Origin of the sequence: Variovorax saccharolyticus, from assembly GCF_030316765.1 — a bacterium.
GTDB lineage: Bacteria > Pseudomonadota > Gammaproteobacteria > Burkholderiales > Burkholderiaceae_C > Variovorax > Variovorax saccharolyticus.
On the sequence record NZ_JASZYT010000004.1, the window covers coordinates 78,490 to 97,574 of the forward strand.

Below are 19,085 nucleotides of genomic sequence, written 5' to 3' on the forward strand. Positions count from 1 at the left end.
CCCACCTAAAGATTGGTTTTTCGTGCTGCGCTGCAGCACGCTCACGCGAGCAGCAGCCCCATGACGTACTCGTCCACGTAGTGCGCCTGGTCGGCACGTTTGTAGAAATCGCGCAGCGTGCCTTCGTGCACGAAGCCGAGCTGGCGATAGAAGCGCAGGGCCTGCGTGTTGTCGCTCTCGGCGTAGAGCTCGATGCGGCGGATGCCGTCGGCGCGCAAGCGCTCGATCGCGTCGGCGACCATCGCGCGGCCGACGCCCTGGCCGTGCCGGCGCGGGTCGACCGCCAGCGTGCCGAGCAGGGCCACGTGGCGCACGCGGCCCGGGTAGCGCGTGCTCCGGTAGAAGCCGGCGATCTCGCCGTCGACCTGCCAGACGAAGAAGCTGCCGCTTGCCAGCAGCTCCGCATACACGCCCTCGAAGTCCTCGAAGGACATCGGCTCGTAGGTCAGGAAGGGCACCACCTGCTCGTGGGAATAGATCGAGAAGACGTCGCGGATGTCATCGGGAAGGGCGAGGCGGCGCATGGCGGTGTGGAGGCGTCCGAAGGGCGGGCGAGTGTAGTCGGGACCGGCACCGCCTGCGGCAAGCCGGACTCAGCGCCAGACCGTCTCGTGCTTCAGGACCAGCGGGTCCAGGCGCTCGTCGATCTGCCGCGCGACCGATTCGCGATCGCCCGTGGCCACGCCGGTGACCGCGACCGCGACCAGGCTGCCGTGCAGCGCGTGGGCGCCGACTTCGACCGTCAGTTCGCGATCGGCTTGCTGCAGGTCCGACAGCAGGCGCAACGCCACCCGCTGCGCCGCCTGCCATCGCAGCGCGGGCTTGAAGACCTTGCCCACCGCGGTCAGCGGCAGGGCCTCGACGAACAGCACCTCGACCGGCAGCGCCGCGCGTTCCGGCGTGCCGGCGGCAACGAAGGCGAGCAGGTCGGCCGCCTCGACCGCCGCGCCCGGCTTGAGCTGCACGAACGCGATCGGCAGCTCGCCCGCATAGACGTCCGGCTGGCCGACGACGCTGGCCTGCGCCACGGCGGGATGCTGGAAGAAGACCTCTTCGATCGCCATCGGGTCGATGTTGTGGCCGCCGCGGATGATCAGGTCCTTGGCGCGGCCCGTGATCCAGAGGTAGCCTTCGGCGTCGAGGCGGCCGAGGTCGCCGGAGTTCACCCAGCCGGGCGCGACGAAGGCCTCGCGGTTGTGGCTGTCGCTCAGGTAGCCGCTGAACACGCCGGGCCCGCTCATCGCCACGACCCCGCTCTCGCCCACCGCGCAGTCGCGCGTGGCGCGCCCCTCGGCATCGACTTCGACGATCCGCACCCGGCTGTATGGCACCGGATGGCCGACCGAGCCCAGGCGGATCGGCCGGTCGAGGTAGGCCAGGGTGTGGACGCTCGAGGTCTCGGTCATGCCGTAGACCTCGACCACCGGCACCTCGAAGCGCTGCGCGTAGGCCCTGCCGATCGGCACCGGGATCGCCGAGCCGCCGCCCGAGCAGATGCGGATGCTCGAGACGTCGGCGCCGGCTAGCGGCACGTTGAGCGCCGCTCCGAGCACGGTCGGAACACCGCCGAACACTTCGGGCCGAAAGCGTTCGACCAGCCGCCAGACATTGCGCACCGCCACCGGGTTGCGCCAGCCCGACGGCGACAGCACGACGATCGTGCCGCCCGCGCTCAGCTGCGCCAGGCCCTGCGTCAGCGCACCCCCCACATGGAAGAGCGGCAGGCCGAACAGCAGCGGCGCGCCGGCGCGCACGTGCAGCATCAGGCCCACGGTCCAGGCCTGGTACACCTGGTTGCCGTGCGTATGGCGCACCAGCTTCGGCATGCCGGTGGTGCCGCCGGTGTGGAAGTAGGCGGCGGTGTCGCTGGCCGCGATCCGGCGGCCGCCGAGCAGCCGGTCGGCGGGCTGCCGGTCCGCCAGTGCGTCGAAGCCGTGCACGGCGCGGGCCGGATCGCTCTCGCCGCCGACCACGACGATCGCCTTCAGCCCCGGCAACTGGTCGCGGATGCGTTCGACCTTGGCCCAGATGTCGGTGCCGGGCACGGGGCCGAGCGCGACCAGCACCTTGGTGTTCGCGGCGCGCAGGATCTCGGCGATCTGGCCCGCCTCGAGCAGCGGATTGACCGGATTGGCGATGCCGGCCGCTTCGGCGCCGAACAGGCAGAAGAAGCTCTGGGGAACCAGCGGCAGCAGCAGGCTGACGACGTCGCCGGGGCCGACGCCGAGTTCGGTGAACAGGTTCGCGGCCTGCGTCACGCGGCCGACGAACTGCCGATGGCTGATGCGCAGCGGTGCTTCGTCGGGCTCCGCCTGCGGCAGGAACACGATGGCATCGGCGTCCGGGTCGCAGGCGGCGCCGCGCTGCAGGGCCTCGTAGGTGCTCTGCGCTGCGATGCGCTCGGCATAGGGCGTGGCTTCGAAGGCCCGCAGCTGGGCGTCGGTCGCGAAGGCCGGCCATTCGTCGCCGATCAGCCGGTCCAGGGGGTGCGCGGGTCTCATGGGTTCTCCTGTTCGCGCCGGCCGTCGCGAGGCGCTGCGGCTACGGCATTGACATGGTCGGGTTGCAGCACCTTGGCCGGATGCGAGGCCGTGACGTGGCCCATGAAGGGCGGCATGATCTCGTAGCCGAGCAGCGACTTGAGGCGCGGCGACATGCCGCGCACCAGCGCCGGCGGGATGCCGAGGTAGAAGTTCTCCTGGGTGCGCGCCCAGGGCTCGCAATACTGGTTCGAGAACGCCAGCCGCGGCGCCGCACTTCGATTGGCGCCGCCGCGGTGCATCAGGGTGCCATGGAAGAAGATGCAGGCCCCTGCCGGCACCACCATCGGCACCAGCAAGCGCTCCAGCGAGGAGGGCATCGGCGCATCGGCATCGCGGCCGTCGTAGGCCCCGATGATCCGGGCGTCGCTCCAGCGGTGGCTGCCGGGGATGAGCTCGGTGCCGCCGTTCTCGGCCGTGAACGCATCGACCGCGACGATCGTGCTGAAGCTGATGGAAGGCCGCGGGCGCGGCACCGGGTAGAACGAGTCGTCGTAGTGGATCGGCTGCGGCGTCTCGCCCGGATGGATGCAGATCGCCTGGCTCGCCGTCAGCAGGTAGCCCGGCGCCAGCAGCCGGTCGAGCAGGGCCAGCACGCGCGCGTCTTCGGCGATGTCCTCGAAGCAGCGGCCCCGGCCGACCAGCGTATAGACCCGCTCGGTGCGCACGCCCTCGAAGCTGTTGCGTCCGGTGTGGCTGCCCAGGTGCGGCGCGAGGCCCGCGCGGACCCGCTGGAGATCGTCTGGCCGGAGAAAGTCGGGGATGACCGTGTAGCCCTGGGCGTCGAGTTCGGCGAGATGGCGCTGCACGCCGATGGCGCTGTCCTGGTGGCCTGGCGCCGTGTCCGTCAGTGTGGTCATGAAGATCCTCGGTCGCGCGCAGCGTAGCCCGGAACGCCGGCCCGGACAACCAAGAGGAACCCCGAGGCCGGCGGCCTGACCCGGTGGCGCGCTGCCGTGCGCGTGCAGCACCACGCAAGCCGGAGCGCTCTGGCACAGTGGACCCTTCGACACCGGAGGTCTCGTCCAAGGAGGTGCCATGGATCTTCAATTGAGCGGCAAGCACGTGCTTGTCACGGGCGGCAGCCGCGGCATCGGGCTGGCCTGCGCCCGCGAGTTCCTGCGCGAAGGCGCGCGGGTCAGCCTGGCCGGGCGTACGGCTGCGCACCTGGAGGCCGCCGTGGCGGCATTGCGCGCCGAGGGCTACGCGGCGCACGGCCAACTCGCCGACCTCGCTGATGCGGGTGCGGCGCTCGCCATGGTGGATGCCGCCGAAGCCGAGGGTGGCCCGATCGACGTGCTCGTCAACTCGGCCGGGGCCGCGCGCCGCACGCCCTTCGACGAGTTGCAGCCGCAAGCCTGGCAGGATGCGATGCAGGCCAAGTTCTTCACCTACGTCAACGTCATGGACCCGGTGATCAAGCGCATGGGCGCGCGCGGCACGGGGGCGATCGTCAACGTCATCGGCATGGGCGGCAAGGTCGCCACCACCACCCACCTGGCGGGCGGTGCCGCCAATGCGGCGCTGATGCTCGCGACCGCCGGCCTGGCCGCGGCCTACGGGCCGCGCGGCGTGCGCGTGAACGCGGTCAACCCGGCACTGACGCTGACCGACCGCATGGCCGAGGGCCTGGCCGCCGAGGCCCGGCTGCACAAGACCAGCGCCGAGGCGGTGCTGCGCGATGCGCAGGCGCGGATGCCGCTCGGCCGACTGGCCACGCCCGAGGACATCGCGCGCGCGGTCGTTTTCCTGGGCTCGCAGGGCGCGGCCTACATCTCGGGGGCCATCCTCTCGATGGATGGCGCCGCGGTTCCGATGGTTGTGTGAGCCCACGCGGCGCGCCGGGTCGGTGAGCCGGTGCAGCCGGGCGTGCGGGCTATGCTCGGACCCGCATGTTCTTCATCACCGCGCTGCGGCGCAGCGTCCCGCTCGCCTTTGCCCTCCTGCTGGTGGCCGCGCCGATCGGCGCCGCAGCCGCTTCGCCTTGCCTCGACACCGCCGCGCAGTCGCCCGCGCCGCCGCGGGCGCTGGCCATGGCCGCCGCCGCGCGGCGCGAGCACCTGGCCTTCGGCGGCCAGGCCATGGATGCCGAAGGCCGGCTCACCGTATCGGGGCTCACCGAAGCCGAGGACGTGCGCTCGCGCCGGTTCGCCCGGGCGCCCTGGGAGCGGGTGCTCGGCTACTGGGGCGCGGTCGACTCGCCGCCAGGCCGCCTGCCCTACCTGGTCCGGTTCGGCGCCCTGCGTCCGGCCGACCGGCAGTTGATGGCGCAGGCGCTGAACCAGGCTACGGCGGCGCGCCTGCAAGGCCTGGGCGTCGGGCCCGACCAGGGGCTGGAATCGCACGAACTGCGCGCCGCCCTGGCTGCGATCGACCGCGTCGCCGTGATCGACACCCCCTGGTCCGCCGCCTTCGTGAGCTGGATCGCGCGCGAGGCCGGGCTCAGGGCCGGGGAGTTCGAATTCTCCGAGGCGCATGCCGACTACGCCGGCGCCGCCTGGCAGGCCGGCAGCGCCGAAGCGGCCGGCCGGCCGAGCGCCTACGCGATGCGTGCCTGCGACATCACGCGCACCCCGCCGCGCATCGGCGACCTGGTCTGCCAGGCGCGGGGTGCCGGCGCCGCCCTCGACAGCTTCGAGAAGATCGGCGAGGTGCTGGCCGCGCGCCCGAGCGGCGGCGGTGCCCTGCCGATGCACTGCGACGTCGTCGTCGCGGTCGACGCCCAGGGCTTCGAGGCCATCGGCGGCAACGTGCTGCAGTCGGTCACCTCGCGCCGGCTGGCCTTCGCCCCGGGAACGAACCTGCTCGACCCGAGCTACCTGCCCGATGGCTGCCATGCGGGCATGGCCGGATGCGTCGACCGCCACATGAGCCGCCAGCCCTGGTCGCTGCTGCTGCAGTGGCGCTGACCGGTCGGCATGGATTTCGCGCGCCGCCATGGGACCAAGGTCGTATGGTCGGGGCGCCGGCGCGTGGCTACAGTCAACGATCGCACCGCCTTCATCCACATTCTTCCGGAGCGAGGATGCCACCATGCGATCGATCCGACCCCTGATGCTGCCACCCTTGCTGGCGGCGATCTTCATCACGGGCTGCGCCTCGGGCCCGCCCTTCATCGACCAGATGCAGCCGGAGGCCATCTCGATGGCCACCCGCCGCGGCCAGTTCGAGCTGAACTGCCCGGCCGCCACCGGCGAGATGCTGTCGCGCGAGACGGTCCAGCCGCTGGTCCAGAACTGGCGCTTCCAGGGCACGGTGCGGGCCGAGTACACCATCGGCGTGTCGGGCTGCGGCCAGCGCACCACCTACGTCGTGATCTGCCCCGAGAACGGCAACAGCTGCTTCCCGGCCGGCTCGCGCCTGGGCATCGTGCGCTGATCAGTTGAGCCGCTGGCCGCCGGCGGCATCGAACAGGTGCGCCTCGGCGGCCACCGGCCACAGCGCCAGGCGGTCGCCTGGCCGCGCGGCGATGCGGTCGCGGAAGGCCGCCATGATCGGCTGCGCGCCCAGCCGCAGCGCGACCTGGGTTTCCGAACCCGTGGGCTCGACCACCACCACGTCGGCGGACAGGCCGCGCCCGGCATCGATCTCGAAGTGCTCGGGCCGCGCGCCGTACAGCACGCGGTCGCCGTGCGCGCCGCGCGGGCCCTGCGCCAGCGGCAGCCGCAGGCCGTCGTCGGTCAGCACATGCGGGGCGCCTTCGAGCTGCAGCCGCCCGGGGATGAAGTTCATCGCCGGCGAGCCGATGAAGCCGGCCACGAAGGCGTTGCGCGGCCGGTCGTAGAGTTCGAGCGGCGCGCCGGCCTGCTCGACCACGCCGTCCTTCAGCACCACGATGCGGTCGGCCATGGTCATCGCCTCGACCTGGTCGTGCGTCACGTAGACCGTGGTGGTGCCCAGGCGCTGGTGCAGCGCCTTGATCTCGGTGCGCATCTGCACCCGCAGCTTGGCGTCGAGGTTCGACAGCGGCTCGTCGAACAGGAAGGCCTGCGGCTGGCGCACGATCGCGCGGCCCATCGCGACGCGCTGGCGCTGGCCGCCCGAGAGCTGGCTGGGCCGGCGCTGCAGCAGCTCGCCGAGGCCCAGCGTGTCGGCCGCCTGCCGCACGCGCCGCGCGGCCTCGTCGGCCGGCACGCCCTGGATGCGCAGGCCGAAGCCGAGGTTGTCGGCCACCGTCATGTGTGGATAGAGCGCGTAGTTCTGGAACACCATCGCGAGGTCGCGGTCGCGCGGCGCGGCGTCGTTGATGCGGCGCTCGCCGAGCAGGATGTCGCCGCCGTCGACGCTCTCGAGCCCGGCGATCATGCGCAGCAGGGTCGACTTGCCGCAGCCCGAAGGCCCGACCAGCGCGACGAATTCGCCGTCGCGGATGTCGATGTCGATGCCGCGGATGACCGGCGTGCTGCCGAACTGCTTGCTCAGGTGTCGAAGGGTGATGGAGGCCATGATTCGTCGCTTTGGTTGTCAGTCCTTGACGCTGCCGGCCGTCAGGCCGCGCACCAGGTATTTGCGCACCAGCACCGTGAAGACCACCACGGGCAGCATCACCAGCGTTCCGCTGGCCGCGATCTTGGTCCACTCCCAGCCCTCGTACTGCAGGAAGTTGACGATCGCCACCGGTGCCGTGATCGCGTTGGTGCGGGTCAGGATCAGCGCATAGAAGAAGTCGTTCCACGAGAAGATGAAGCACAGCACCGCGGTGGCCGCGAGCCCCGGCGCGGTGAGCGGCAGCGCCACGCGCCAGAAGGCCTGCCAGACGCCGCAGCCGTCGATCCAGGCCGCCTCTTCGAGCGCTGCCGGCACCGCCTCGAAGAAGGTCTGCATGAGCCAGATCACGATCGCGAGGTTGAAGGTCAGGTAGACGATCGCCAGGCCGATCACGGTGTCCTGCAGGCCGAGGAACTGGTAGGCCAGAAAGAAGGGGATCGTGAACGCGATCGGCGGCGCCATGCGCGTCACCAGGATCCACAGCGCGATGCGGCTGCGGCCCTTGAAGTTCCAGCGCGTCAGCGCGTAGGCGGCCGGCACGCCGATCAGGAGCGAGAACGCGGTCGACAGCGTGCTCACCAGAAGGCTGTTCCAGAACGACTTCAGGAAGTTGCCTTGCAGCAGGCTGGCGAAGCCGTCGAGTGTCGGCACGAACAGCAGCCGCTCGTCGAAGATGTCGACGGCCGGACGGAAGGCCAGCTGCACCAGCCACAGGAAGGGCGAGAGCACCAGCAGCAGCAGCAGGGCGACGACGATCGAGCGGGCGTGGCGCGAGAACCAGCCGCGCACCGGCGACGCCGCGGCGCTGCGGGCGGGCGGCGCCGGCACGGTGCCGGCGTCGATCGCGGTGCTAGCGCTTGTCATGGTCGCTCCATCCGAGCTTGCCCACCGCCCAGCTCAGTGCGAAGACGCCGGCCAGCATCACGGTCGCGATCGCGCTCGCATAGCCCCAGTACGAGAAGTTGAAGGCCTGGATGAACCCGTAGTAGTTGGTGACCTCGGTGACGCTGCCGGGCCCGCCGTTGGTCAGCACGTAGATCAGCGGGAAGGCCTTGAAGCTGTCGATCAGCCGGAACAGGCCGCACACCACCAGCACCGGACGGATGTAGGGGAACACGATGTGGCGGAACAGCTGCCAGCGGTTCGCGCCTTCCAGCGTGGCCGCCTCGATCGGCTCGTCGGGGATCATCTGCAGCGAGGCCAGCACCATCAGCATCGTGAACGGAAACCACTGCCAGGTGTCGGCCAGCGAGATCGCCCACAGCGCGGTGTCGGGGTTCGCGATCAGCGAGCGCAGCGGCCAGCCCGCCGCTTCGAGCGCGCGGTGGATCGGGCTGACGTCGGGCGTGTACATGATCTTCCAGATCAGCGCGACCACGATCGGCGGCAGCACCATCGGGATCAGGAAGGCGGTGCGCGCACCGTCGAGCAGGCGCGACTTGCCGTTGAGCAGCAGCGCCAGCCCGAGCCCCACGCCCAGCTGCAGCAGCACGCTCGAGGCCGACAGCTTGAGCTGCACCGCGATCGAATGCAGGAAGCGGTCGTCGTGCAGCAGCTGCCGGTAGTTGACCAGCGGGTCGTCGAATCGAAACGTGGCCGCGGGATCGGTGAGGCTCAGCGGCGTGAAGCTCGCGATCACCAGCGCCGCGGCGGGCACCAGCGTGATGAGCAGCAGCACCGCCAGCGATGGCGAGAGCCCGAGCAGGAAGGCGCGGCGCCGCTCGGCTTGCCAGCCGTCCGCTGAAAGTGCATGCGCCATCGCCCGCATCCTCAGAGCTTGGCGCCTGCGCGCTTCAGCTCGGCGATCGTGTTGGCCTGCGCCTGCTGGAAGGCCTGCTTCGCCGACAGCTGGCCGCTCGCGATCAGCTCGATCGCCTTGTTGAGCTGCTGGTCCACTTGCGGATAGACCGACACCGTGCGGTACTTCATGTGGCCGGTCCTGGCGGCCAGCTCGATCGATTCGAGCGACAGCTTCGCGAGGTCGCTGCCGTTGATGACCTGCTTCTCGCGGAACACGGCCGAGTCGATGTCGGAGCGCCGCGCCGGCGAGCCGTAGCCCGCGGCGACCGCCCGGCCCGTGGTCTGCTTGCTCAGCGCCCACTGGATGAAGGCCCAGGCGGCCTCCTTGTTCTTCGAGCCGGCCGGAATGCCCAGGCCGTGCACCGCGGTGCCCGGGAAGCGGCCCGCGGGGCCCTTGGGCACGAGGCCGAACTTGACGGTCTTGATCGTCTTGCTGGTGGCGGCGTCGCCCAGCTGCGCCAGGTGCAGCTGGCCGGCGTCGGTGAAGTTGACGCGCCCGAGCTTGAGCGCCTGCGTCACCTGGTCGGGCTGGTAGGTGATCGCGCCGTCGGGTCCGAACTCCTTCAGCAGGTTCGCGTAGTACTCGCCGGCGGCGATCGCCTCCGGCGTGTCGAGCGTCGGGAACAGGTCGTCCGGCGCCTTGCGGAAGACGTCGCCGCCGAAGGCGTGCAGGTAGGGAACGAAGGTCCAGCCGTAGTGGTTGTCGGCCACGAAGCCGGCCACGCGTTCCTTCTTGTTGACCGCGCGCAGCACCTTCACCAGGTCGTCCGTGGTGTCGGGGAAGGCCAGGCCCGCTTTCTCGACCAGGTCGAAGCGCGAGGATGCGGTCAGCAGCGCCTCGGCCGTCCACGGCACGCCGTAGAGCTTGCCGTCGCGGCCGGTCTCGGGCGCGCGCGCGCCGGGCAGGAAGTCGTTGATGTCCCAGTCGGCCGGCGTCAGGTTGGGGTTCCTGATGAAGTCGTCGAGCGGCGTCAGCCAGCCCGAGTTGATCCAGCGGCTCGAATAGATGAAGGTGACGTTGACCACGTCGTAGGCCGAGCCCTTGGTCGACAGTTCGAGGTCGGCGCGCTGGTTGTAGACCGGGAACGACGGCGCGTCGAAATTCACCTTGGCGCCGGTGGCGGCCTCGAACTCCGGCAGCCACTGCTGCAGCAGCTTGGGATAGGCGGCGCTGAAGGTCGACACGTTGAGCGTCACGCCGGCGAACTTCTTCGCGCCGCCTTGCGCCGCGGCGAGGCCGGGCAGCAGCGCGCCGGCGCCGACGGCGGCCGCGGCCTGGAGCAGCCGGCGGCGCTCGGGATCTGGATGCGATGGATGGGTCATGGGAGGGCTCGTGCAGGGTTTCAGGCGGTGGCGGCGATGACTTCGTCGATGCGGGCGTCGTTGGTGGCTTCGGGACGGCTGCGGGTGCGGCTGCGCTGGCCGTCGACCGCCACCGCCGGCTCGCCATGCACCGTGACCCGGCGCACCAGGCGCGGCTGGTTGCCGTAGTCGTTGATCGCGAAGTGCTGCGTCGCGCGGTTGTCCCAGATCGCGACGTCGTCCTGTCGCCAGCTCCAGCGAACCGTGTTCTCGAGCCGGATCACGCGGTTCTGCAGGATCTCGAACAGGCGTGCCGATTCGGCGGTCGACAGGCCCACCAGCTTCTTCACGAAGTGCCCGAGCAGCAGGGCGCGCTCGCCCGACACCGGATGCACGTGCACCACCGGATGCTCGGCTTCGTAGACCGCCGAGACGAACACCTTGCGATGGTGGTTGAGCCTTTCTTCCTCGACCTGCACGCGGTCGGCGCCGTAGTCGTAGTCGTTGCTGTGCACGGCCCAGAGCTGGTCGGCGAGCTGCTTGAGCTGTGCCGGCAGGCGCTCGTAGGCGAGCGCGGTGTTGGCCCAGACGGTGTCGCCGCCATAGGCCGGGATCCTGACGCCGCGCAGGATCGAGATCTTCGGGAACGCATCGACGAAGGTCACGTCCGTGTGCCACGAATCGGCCCGGCCGCCGCCCTTGGAGGCATCGAGCTCGAACAGCTTCGTGCCCTGCGGCGACGGCACCGTCGGGTGCGCGACCGTGCGGCCGAAACGGGCGCCGAAGGCCTGGTGCCTGGCGTCGTCGAGCTGGTCCTGGCCGCGGAAGAACAACACCTTGTGCGCCACCAGCGCGGCGTTCAGGTGCTCGATCACATCCGGGTGGAGCTGCGGGTCGAGCTTCAGGTCGAGCACTTCGCCGCCGATGTGGCCGGCGACGCGGCGGATGCGAAGGTCGCCGAAGCGGGTGTCGATGCTGTCGATCGAAGGGGGTGCGCTGCTGCTCATCGAGGGATCTCCTGGGTCTGGGGTGTCAACAAGGAACGGGTTCAATACGCCAGCGCCGCTTCGGGCGCCTGGATGTCTTCGGCACTGCCGCCGCCCAGCGCCTCCTCGACCACGGCGCGCGACAGCGTCGGCGCGAACGACTCGATGAAGGCGTAGACGTAGGTGCGCAGGTAGTTGCCGCGGCGCACCGCCAGCTTGGTCTCGTTGATGCCGAACAGATGGCCGGCGTCGACCGCACGCAGCTGCGTGTCGCGCTCGGTCTCGTAGGCGATGCCGGCGACGATGCCCACGCCCAGGCCGAGCTCGACATAGGTCTTGATCACGTCGGCGTCCATCGCGGTGATCGCGAAATCGGGCTTGATGGCGCGCGAGGCGAAGGCCTGGTCGATGCGCCTGCGGCCGGTGAAGCCGCTGTCGTAGGTCACCAGCGGATGGCGTGCCAGCCGGTCGATGGTCAGCGGGCCCTGGAGCACCGGATGGCCGGGCGGCGCGATCACCGAGTGGGTCCAGCGGTAGCTGGGCAGGGCGACGAGTTGCGGATAGTCGGCCAGTGCCTCGGTCGCGATGCCGACGTCGGCATCGCCGTCGAGCAGCATCTGCGCGACCTGCTTGGGCGAACCCTGGCGCAGGTGCAACTGCACGTGGGGGAAGCGGCCGCGGAACTCCTGCACCGCGACCGGCAGCGCATAGCGGGCCTGCGAGTGGGTCGCCGCGATCGACAGCGAGCCGCTTTCCTGGGCCAGGAACTCCTGCCCCGCCTGCCGCAGGTTGTGGCTCTCGAGCAGCACGCGCTCGATGATCGGCAGCAGGTGGTCGCCAGGCCCGGTGAGGCCGGTCAGGCGCTTGCCGGCGCGGGCGAACAGCGCGATGCCGAGCTCGTCCTCGAGTTCGCGGATCTGCCGGCTGACGCCGGGTTGCGAGGTGTGCAGCGCATGGGCCGCTTCGGTCAGGTTGAAGCCGCAGCGCACGGCTTCGCGCACGGAGCGCAGTTGTTGGAAATTCATCGGAGCCGCATCGAAAGGCCGTGCCAATCAGCACAAGGCGGCCGATTCTGCGGGCGCGGCTTTCGATGACGAACTACCGATTCGTTGCTTTCAAATAAGGGAAGTATCTGTAGCGGCTCGCCCTGCCGAAGTCACACCAGCGTGGCCGTCGCCTTGACCGGCCGCATCACGAAACTGGTCTTGCAATCCTGCACGCTGGGGTGCTTGAGCAGCGTGTCCATGACGAAGCGCGTGTAGTGGTCCATGTCGGCCACGACGATGCGCAGCAGGTAGTCCATCTCGCCGGTCAGCGAAACGCAGTCGATGACCTCCGGCCAGGTCTGCACCGTGGCCGCGAAGAGATCCATCGGGCTGCGCTTGTCGCCGCCCGTGTGCTTTTCCATCCGGACGTTGATGTAGGCGGTCAGGCCCAGGCCGATCTTGCGGGCCCGCACCAGGGCCACATAGCCCGCGATGACGCCCGATTCCTCGAGGCGTTTGACCCGTCGCAGCGCCGCCGAGGCCGAGAGGCCGACCTGGGTGCCGAGCTCCTCGTACGACAGCCGGCCGTTCGCTTGCAAGGCCGAAATGATGCGTTGATCCAGGGAGTCTAGCGTGCTTTCTGGGTTCATCTTTGGAATTCTCACACGATTCATGCGTAGAAGCGTCGATTTCGACGCGAAACGCATGATCCCTGCGGGCGACTGTGCCTACAGTCGTGGAACCGATTCATCCCCACCGCACCGGAGCCGCAGCCATGACCACCGACCTCTTTGACAACCCGATGGGCCTGATGGGCTTCGAATTCGTCGAGTTCGCCTCGCCCACGCCCGACACGCTGGAGCCCTTCTTCGAGAAGCTCGGATTCACCCTGGTGGCCAAGCACCGCTCCAAGGACGTGGTGCTGTACCGCCAGGGCGACATCAACTTCATCGTCAACCGCGAGCCCAACAGCCCGGCGGCCTACTTCGCGGCCGAGCACGGTCCCTCGGCCTGCGGCATGGCGTTTCGCGTCAAGGATTCGCACAAGGCCTACTCGCGCGCGCTCGCGCTGGGCGCCCAGCCGATCGAGATCGCCACCGGCCCGATGGAGCTGCGCCTGCCGGCCATCAAGGGCATCGGCGGCGCGCCGCTATACCTGATCGACCGCTTCGAGGACGGCAAGTCGATCTACGACATCGACTTCGAGTTCATCGAAGGCGTGGAGCGCCATCCCGCGGGCCACGGCTTGAAGCTGATCGACCACCTGACCCACAACGTCTACCGCGGGCGCATGGCCTTCTGGGCCAACTTCTACGAGAAGCTGTTCAACTTCCGCGAGATCCGCTACTTCGACATCCAGGGCGAGTACACGGGCCTGACCTCCAAGGCGCTGACCGCGCCGGACGGCAAGATCCGCATCCCGCTCAACGAGGAGTCGGCAAAGGGCTCGGGCCAGATCGAGGAGTACCTGATGAAGTTCAACGGCGAGGGCATCCAGCACATCGCGCTGCTGAGCGACAACCTGATCGACACCATCGACCAGCTGGGCCTGGCTGGTGTGCCGCTGATGACCGCGCCCAACGACGTCTACTACGAGATGCTGGAGACGCGGCTGCCGGGCCACGGCGAGCCGGTGGGCGAACTGCAGGCGCGCGGCATCCTGCTGGACGGCACCACCGAGGGCGGCACGCCGCGCCTCTTGCTGCAGATCTTCTCGGAGACGGCCTTCGGCGGCCCGGTGTTCTTCGAGTTCATCCAGCGCAAGGGCGACTACAGCGAGGGCTTCGGCGAGGGCAACTTCAAGGCGCTGTTCCAGTCGATCGAGCGCGACCAGGTGCGCCGCGGCGTGCTCGCTGCAGGCTGAACCCAGAGACAGCGCAGCAAGGCAAGCCATGACCCGACTCGACATCTCCCGGGCCGCCGAACTGCTGGCCGACCTGCCAGGGTGGCGCTGCGAGGACGTGCGCGGCGGCGTGATCAAGCGCGAGCTGGTCTTTGCCGACTTCGCCCAGGCCTTCGGCTTCATGACCCAGCTGGCCCTCGCGGCCGAGAAGCACAACCACCATCCCGAATGGTTCAACGTCTACAACCGGGTGGACATCACATTGACCACGCACGATGTCGACGGCATTTCGATGCGCGACATCGAGATGGCGCGCCTGGCCGAGCGGATCCACCAGGCCCTCTCGGCGTCCTGACGGCCGCAACTGGAGCACTCACATGCAGCGACAACTCAACGAACAGTCCGGGGAAGGGGCGGAGCACGCCCCCGTCGAAGGCGACGGCCAGCCCCATCGGCCCGACTGGACCATCGACCAGGGCTGGGCCAACTACACGGCCGAGGAGCACGCGGTCTGGAAGACGCTCTTCGAGCGCCAGAGCAAGCTGCTGCCGGGGCGCGCCTGCGACGAGTTCGTGCAAGGCATGAAGAACCTGCCGATCGGCCCCGATCAGATTCCGGACTTCGCCGCCTTGAGCGAAGTGCTGATGAAGAAGACCGGGTGGCAGGTGGTCGCCGTCCCCGGCCTGGTGCCGGACGACGTCTTCTTCGATCACCTCGCGAACCGGCGCTTTCCCGCCGGGCACTTCATCCGCAAGCCCCACGAGCTCGACTACCTCGAGGAGCCGGATGTGTTCCATGACGTCTTCGGTCACGTGCCGATGCTCATGAATCCGGTCATCGCCGACTACATCCAGGCCTATGGCCATGGCGGGCTGCGCGCCAAGGAACTGGGCGTGCTCGACAAGCTGGCGCGGGTCTACTGGTATACGGTCGAATTCGGCCTGGTCAGGCAGCCCGACGGGATCAGAATCTACGGTGCCGGCATCGCGTCGTCGTTCACCGAGAGCGTGTTCGCGCTCGATGACCCCTCGCCTTCGCGCATCGGCTTCGAACTGGAGCGCGTGATGCGCACGCATTACCGCATCGACGATTTCCAGGAGAGCTATTTCGTGATCGACGACCTCGACGAGCTGCTGGCGCTGGCACGGATCGACTTCGCGCCGGTCTATGAACGCATCAAGGGACTTCCCGACTATCAGCCGGGAACGGTATTGCCGGGCGATCGCGTCCTCTCCCGAGGAACCGGGCGCTATCACCAGGCCAAGCGAGCGGGAGCATCGGCATGAACTTCCAGGACAAGACCGTGGTGATCACCGGGGCCGCCGGCAACCTGGGCCGGGTCGTGGCCAGGCGCTTTGCCGACGAGGGCGCGCAGCTGGTGTTGATCGACCTGCAGACCGGCGACCTGGAAAGCGACTTCCCGAACCGGGAGCGCCACCTGCTGGTGGAGGCCAACCTGCTGCAGCACGACGAGGTCGTGGCGGCAGTCGACAAGGCGATGGCGCGCTTCGGCCGCATCGATGTGCTGTGCAACCTGGCGGGCGGCTTCCGCATGGGGGAGGCCGTGCACGAGACCTCGCAGTCCAACTGGGAATTCCTGCTCGGCCTCAACGCCGGCTCGGTGTTGAACATGAGCCGGGCCGTGGTGCCTCGCATGCTCGCCGCGGGCGCCGGGAAGATCGTCAACGTGGGTGCCTTCGCGGCGCAGAAGGGCGCCGCCCAGATGGGCGCCTACGTGGCCTCCAAGAGCGTCGTGATGCGACTCACCGAGTCGTTGGCGGCGGAGCTGCGCGAACAGGGCATCAACGTCAACTGCGTGCTGCCGACCATCATCGATACGCCGGAGAACCGGCTCGCCATGCCGGGTGCCGACCCGTCGCGCTGGGTGGCGCCGGAAGACCTGGCGAACGCGATCCTCTTCCTGGCGTCGGACCAGGCCAGGGCGATCCACGGGGCTTCGCTGCCGGTTTCCGGGTTGAGCTAGCAGGGCTACCATCCACAGCGTGCTCTCTCTGTTCGTCGACCGTCCGGAGCTCCCACGATGTCCCCTCTCCAAGACTGGCGTCCATCCTCCTGGAGAAGTCGCGCTGCGCTGCAGCTGCCGTCGTATCCCGACGTTGAGGCGCTGCAGCAGACCGAGCAGCGCCTCTGCGGCCTGCCCTCGCTGATCTTTCCCGGCGAGGCCTTGCAGCTGCGCGAACGGCTGGCGGATGTGTCCCGCGGCAAGTCCTTCCTGCTGCAGGGCGGCGATTGCGCCGAGAGCTTCGACGAGTTCGGCCAGGAGCCGGTGGAATCCACCTTCCGCGTGATTCTCCAGATGGCCGTGGTGCTGACCTACGCCGCCGCCTGCCCGGTGGTCAAGGTGGGCCGCATCGCCGGCCAGTTCGCCAAGCCCCGCTCGTCCGAGATGGAGCAGCAGGAGGGGGAGTCGCTGCCCTCCTACCGCGGCGACATCATCAATGGAAGTGCATTCACCGCCGACGCGCGGCAGCCGGATCCCGCTCGCCTGCTCGGCGCCTACTCGCATTCCGCGACCACGCTGAACCTGCTGCGCGCCCTGGCTCAGGGAGGCTTCGCCGACCTGCACGAGGTGCATCGATGGACCGCCGACTTCGTGCGCAGGAGCCCGCAGGGCGAGCGCTTCGAGGAGCTCGCGGACCGCATCACGCAGTCGCTGGCCTTCATGGAGGCCTGCGGCTTCGATGCCGCCCGCGCGCCCCAGCTGCATGCGGTCGAGTTCTACACCTCGCACGAGGCCTTGCATCTGCACTACGAGGAGTCGCTGACCCGCTTCAGCGAGCGCAACGGCGCATGGTACGGAGGCTCGGCCCACATGCTCTGGCTGGGCGAGCGCACCCGGCAGCTCGACGGCGCCCATGTCGAGTACCTGCGCGGCATCGGCAACCCGATCGGCGTCAAGCTGGGGCCCTCGGCGAGCGCGGACGATCTGCTGCGCCTGATGGACGTGCTCGACCCTGGCGGCGATCCCGGCCGGCTGGTGCTCATCACGCGCATGGGAAGCGACAAGGTCGCCGACCGGCTGCCGCCGCTGCTGCGGGCCGTGCACCGCGCGGGACGCAGGCCGGTGTGGTGCTGCGACCCGATGCACGGCAACACGGTGACCTCGTCCAACGGCTACAAGACGCGCGATTTCGAACGCATCCTCCAGGAACTGCAGGGCTTCTTCGCCGCCCACGGGCAGGAAGGCACCTATCCCGGCGGACTGCACTTCGAGATGACCGGCCAGGACGTCACCGAATGCCGCGGCGGCGCGCAGGCCTTGACCGACGAAGGGCTCGCGGCGCGCTACCGCAGCGCCTGCGACCCGCGGCTCAACGGCTCGCAGAGCCTGGAGCTGGCTTTTCGGATCGCCGACGTGCTGAAGGCGGCCCGCGGGTAGCGGGACCGGGCTCCCGGGGCTTCAGACCGTCATCCTGACGATCGTGAAATCGTCCTCCAGCACGCTGTCGCCGTGCGTCTCGCGGGCCCAGTGCAGCAGGCGGTCCAGCTCGGACTGCCCATCACGGGTCGGCTGCACGAGGATCTCGCTGAAGTCCGAATAGTCGAGCAGGGAGCCATCGGGCCGGTGGATCTCGTAGGCGCCGTCGCTGAAGACGAACAGCCGGGCCGGCGACGGCAGGCTGCACTGCTGTTCCTGGTAGCGGGCGACCGGCGAGATGCCGATGCAAGGGCCCGATGACGGCAGGGGCCTGGCCTCGCCGTCGCCGCTCACCAGCAGCGCCGGAGGATGGCCGGCGGAGGCGTAGCGCAGGCGCCCGCTGGCGCGGTGGTAGACGCCGTACCAGACGGTGGAGAACAGCTCGCCGTGGCGCTCCATCTGGTAGGCCTGGTTGAGCGCGGTGAGCACTTCGCCGGGGTTGAGGAAATCGGTCCGCGGCAGCGCTTCCGAGCGCAGCGTGTTGCCGACCGCCACCGAGAGCAGGGCCGCTCCCACGCCGTGGCCGCAGACGTCGATCAGGTAGAGCGCGAAATGCTCGGCGTCGATCCAGTGGTAGCCGAACGAATCGCCGCCCAGTTCGGTCGTCGGGACGAAGCGCCAGTCGACCGCCATGGGCTCGGCGAGCGGTGCGGGCAGCACGGCGCGAACGTAGCGCTCGGCTTCGCGCAGTTCCTGCTGCAGCCGGTCGTGGGTGCGCAGCAGGGCTTCGCGCGATGCCGCCAGTTCGCCGTGGGCGCGCGTCAGCTCCTGGTTGGTCGATTCGAGCTGCGCGATCAGGCGGGCTTCGCGCTGGCTCAGCAGGGTCATGTCGTAGGCCTTCTGCTGCACCAGCCGCGCCTCTTCGTATTCCGCCGTGACGTCGAGCAGCAGCACCCAGACGGTGCCGTCGTCGGCGAAGAAGTGGATGTCCGCCACGCGCCCGCTCGGCATTTCCATCGAGCGGATGAGGAAGGGCGTCTCCGCCAGCGGCAGCAGGCCTTCGAGGAACGGGATCTGGTCGCTGGCGAGGCGGCCGGCCTGGAGGCCGTCGAGCCCGTAGTGCGCGAGGTGTCCGCCCGCCTGCGTCAGCTGCTGCGAATCATCGATCACCAGATGGGCGAGGAAGCGCTGCGCATGGATCAGTTCCAGCAGCGAGTCGGAGATCCGGGTCGGGAGGTCGAGCATGGCGCTGCGCTTGCCTAGGACGCGAGCCGCGCCGCCAGTTCCTGGAAGGTCTCTTCGACGCCGACGCCGGTCTTGGCGCTGGTGCGGCGAAAGTGCCAGCCCGCAGCCTCCAGCGAGGCCATGCGCTCCGGCGCGAGGGTCCAGTCCTCCTCGAGATCCGCCTTGTTGAGCAGGGCGACGAAGGGAACGCTGCCGATCTCGGCGTCGACCCGGGCCTGGATCGACACCGCGGTGTCCAGCGTCTCGGGCCGCGTGCCGTCGATCACCAGCAGGTAGCCGGCGGCGCCGCGCAGGTAACTCACGCGCACCGCCGAGACCGCATCCTCGCCGGCGATGTCCCACAGGATCAGCGCCATCTGCTCGCCGCCGATGGCCAGGGTCTTCTTGTCGATCTTCACGCCGACCGTGGTCAGGTAGGCATCCGAGAAGATGGTGTCGACGAAGCGGCGCACCAGGCTGGTCTTGCCGACGCCGAAGGCACCGAGCAGGCAGATCTTCTTTTGCAGCATGGGGGTG

Annotated in this window: 20 protein-coding genes; 8 read left to right on the forward strand and 12 right to left on the reverse strand. The window is 69.3% G+C overall.

Annotated elements, in window-relative coordinates; translation table 11 throughout:
- Positions 1-41: 41 nt before the first annotated feature.
- From QTI45_RS14175 to QTI45_RS14185, 3 genes are all read right to left on the reverse strand, one after another.
- Positions 42-524 carry a GNAT family N-acetyltransferase gene (locus QTI45_RS14175; RefSeq protein WP_286373397.1) on the reverse strand — a complete coding sequence of 161 codons (483 nt, stop codon included), beginning with the start codon at positions 522-524 and terminating at the stop codon, positions 42-44.
- Positions 525-593: 69 nt separating this feature from the next.
- A complete protein-coding gene (locus QTI45_RS14180) occupies positions 594-2,501 on the reverse strand; it encodes an acyl-CoA synthetase (protein WP_286654794.1) in 1,908 nt (635 codons plus the stop codon).
- Entirely contained in the window at positions 2,498-3,400 is a 903-nt protein-coding gene (locus QTI45_RS14185) for a phytanoyl-CoA dioxygenase family protein (protein ID WP_286654795.1), read from the reverse strand. The genes QTI45_RS14180 and QTI45_RS14185 overlap by 4 nt, the downstream gene beginning before the upstream one ends.
- 178 nt (positions 3,401-3,578) lie before the next feature.
- Here QTI45_RS14185 and QTI45_RS14190 point away from each other — a divergent pair, with 178 nt between their 5' ends.
- The 3 genes from QTI45_RS14190 to QTI45_RS14200 all read left to right on the forward strand — a co-directional run bounded on the left by QTI45_RS14190 (position 3,579) and on the right by QTI45_RS14200 (position 5,918).
- Positions 3,579-4,367 carry an SDR family oxidoreductase gene (locus QTI45_RS14190; protein WP_286654796.1) on the forward strand — a complete coding sequence of 263 codons (789 nt, stop codon included), beginning with the start codon at positions 3,579-3,581 and terminating at the stop codon, positions 4,365-4,367.
- Between the two features lie 65 nt (positions 4,368-4,432).
- The gene (locus QTI45_RS14195) at positions 4,433-5,449 is read left to right on the forward strand and encodes a DUF2272 domain-containing protein (protein ID WP_286654797.1); all 1,017 of its coding nucleotides are present in this window, start codon (positions 4,433-4,435) and stop codon (positions 5,447-5,449) included.
- Between the two features lie 124 nt (positions 5,450-5,573).
- Positions 5,574-5,918 (forward strand): hypothetical protein, encoded by a 345-nt coding sequence (locus QTI45_RS14200; RefSeq protein WP_286373400.1) that lies wholly within the window; start codon positions 5,574-5,576, stop codon positions 5,916-5,918.
- Here QTI45_RS14200 and QTI45_RS14205 read toward each other — a convergent pair whose 3' ends face one another.
- The 7 genes from QTI45_RS14205 to QTI45_RS14235 form a co-directional block, all read right to left on the reverse strand.
- The gene (locus QTI45_RS14205) at positions 5,919-6,986 is read right to left on the reverse strand and encodes an ABC transporter ATP-binding protein (RefSeq protein WP_286654798.1); all 1,068 of its coding nucleotides are present in this window, start codon (positions 6,984-6,986) and stop codon (positions 5,919-5,921) included.
- 18 nt (positions 6,987-7,004) lie between these two features.
- A complete protein-coding gene (locus tag QTI45_RS14210) occupies positions 7,005-7,892 on the reverse strand; it encodes a carbohydrate ABC transporter permease (protein WP_286654799.1) in 888 nt (295 codons plus the stop codon).
- The gene (locus QTI45_RS14215; RefSeq protein ID WP_286654800.1) at positions 7,879-8,787 is read right to left on the reverse strand and encodes a carbohydrate ABC transporter permease; all 909 of its coding nucleotides are present in this window, start codon (positions 8,785-8,787) and stop codon (positions 7,879-7,881) included. The genes QTI45_RS14210 and QTI45_RS14215 overlap by 14 nt, the downstream gene beginning before the upstream one ends.
- An 11-nt stretch (positions 8,788-8,798) precedes the next feature.
- Positions 8,799-10,151 carry an ABC transporter substrate-binding protein gene (locus QTI45_RS14220; protein ID WP_286654801.1) on the reverse strand — a complete coding sequence of 451 codons (1,353 nt, stop codon included), beginning with the start codon at positions 10,149-10,151 and terminating at the stop codon, positions 8,799-8,801.
- Positions 10,152-10,171: 20 nt separating this feature from the next.
- Positions 10,172-11,137 (reverse strand): TauD/TfdA dioxygenase family protein, encoded by a 966-nt coding sequence (locus tag QTI45_RS14225; protein WP_286654802.1) that lies wholly within the window; start codon positions 11,135-11,137, stop codon positions 10,172-10,174.
- A 41-nt stretch (positions 11,138-11,178) separates the two neighbouring features.
- A complete protein-coding gene (locus QTI45_RS14230; RefSeq protein WP_286654803.1) occupies positions 11,179-12,141 on the reverse strand; it encodes a CysB family HTH-type transcriptional regulator in 963 nt (320 codons plus the stop codon).
- Positions 12,142-12,272: 131 nt separating this feature from the next.
- Positions 12,273-12,752 (reverse strand): Lrp/AsnC family transcriptional regulator, encoded by a 480-nt coding sequence (locus QTI45_RS14235; RefSeq protein WP_286373407.1) that lies wholly within the window; start codon positions 12,750-12,752, stop codon positions 12,273-12,275.
- A gap of 125 nt (positions 12,753-12,877) precedes the next feature.
- Here QTI45_RS14235 and hppD point away from each other — a divergent pair, with 125 nt between their 5' ends.
- The 5 genes from hppD to QTI45_RS14260 are packed head-to-tail and all read left to right on the forward strand — an operon-like array spanning position 12,878 to position 17,345.
- A complete protein-coding gene (gene hppD, locus QTI45_RS14240; RefSeq protein WP_286654804.1) occupies positions 12,878-13,966 on the forward strand; it encodes a 4-hydroxyphenylpyruvate dioxygenase in 1,089 nt (362 codons plus the stop codon).
- Positions 13,967-13,994: 28 nt separating this feature from the next.
- The gene (locus tag QTI45_RS14245) at positions 13,995-14,300 is read left to right on the forward strand and encodes a 4a-hydroxytetrahydrobiopterin dehydratase (RefSeq protein ID WP_286654805.1); all 306 of its coding nucleotides are present in this window, start codon (positions 13,995-13,997) and stop codon (positions 14,298-14,300) included.
- Between the two features lie 22 nt (positions 14,301-14,322).
- On the forward strand, positions 14,323-15,231 hold the full coding sequence (gene phhA, locus QTI45_RS14250) for a phenylalanine 4-monooxygenase (RefSeq protein WP_286370891.1): 909 nt from the start codon (positions 14,323-14,325) through the stop codon (positions 15,229-15,231).
- Positions 15,228-15,929, forward strand: a complete 702-nt coding sequence (locus tag QTI45_RS14255; RefSeq protein ID WP_286654806.1) for an SDR family oxidoreductase — start codon at positions 15,228-15,230, stop codon at positions 15,927-15,929. The genes phhA and QTI45_RS14255 overlap by 4 nt, the downstream gene beginning before the upstream one ends.
- A 57-nt stretch (positions 15,930-15,986) precedes the next feature.
- Positions 15,987-17,345, forward strand: coding sequence for a class II 3-deoxy-7-phosphoheptulonate synthase (locus QTI45_RS14260; RefSeq protein ID WP_286654807.1), 1,359 nt, complete (start codon positions 15,987-15,989; stop codon positions 17,343-17,345).
- 21 nt (positions 17,346-17,366) lie between these two features.
- Here QTI45_RS14260 and QTI45_RS14265 read toward each other — a convergent pair whose 3' ends face one another.
- Together QTI45_RS14265 and QTI45_RS14270 are read right to left on the reverse strand one after the other, a co-directional pair.
- The gene (locus tag QTI45_RS14265; RefSeq protein WP_286654808.1) at positions 17,367-18,569 is read right to left on the reverse strand and encodes a PP2C family protein-serine/threonine phosphatase; all 1,203 of its coding nucleotides are present in this window, start codon (positions 18,567-18,569) and stop codon (positions 17,367-17,369) included.
- A gap of 14 nt (positions 18,570-18,583) precedes the next feature.
- Positions 18,584-19,078: a Rab family GTPase gene (locus QTI45_RS14270; RefSeq protein WP_286654809.1), complete on the reverse strand. Its 495-nt coding sequence runs from the start codon at positions 19,076-19,078 to the stop codon at positions 18,584-18,586.
- Positions 19,079-19,085: the final 7 nt, after the last annotated feature.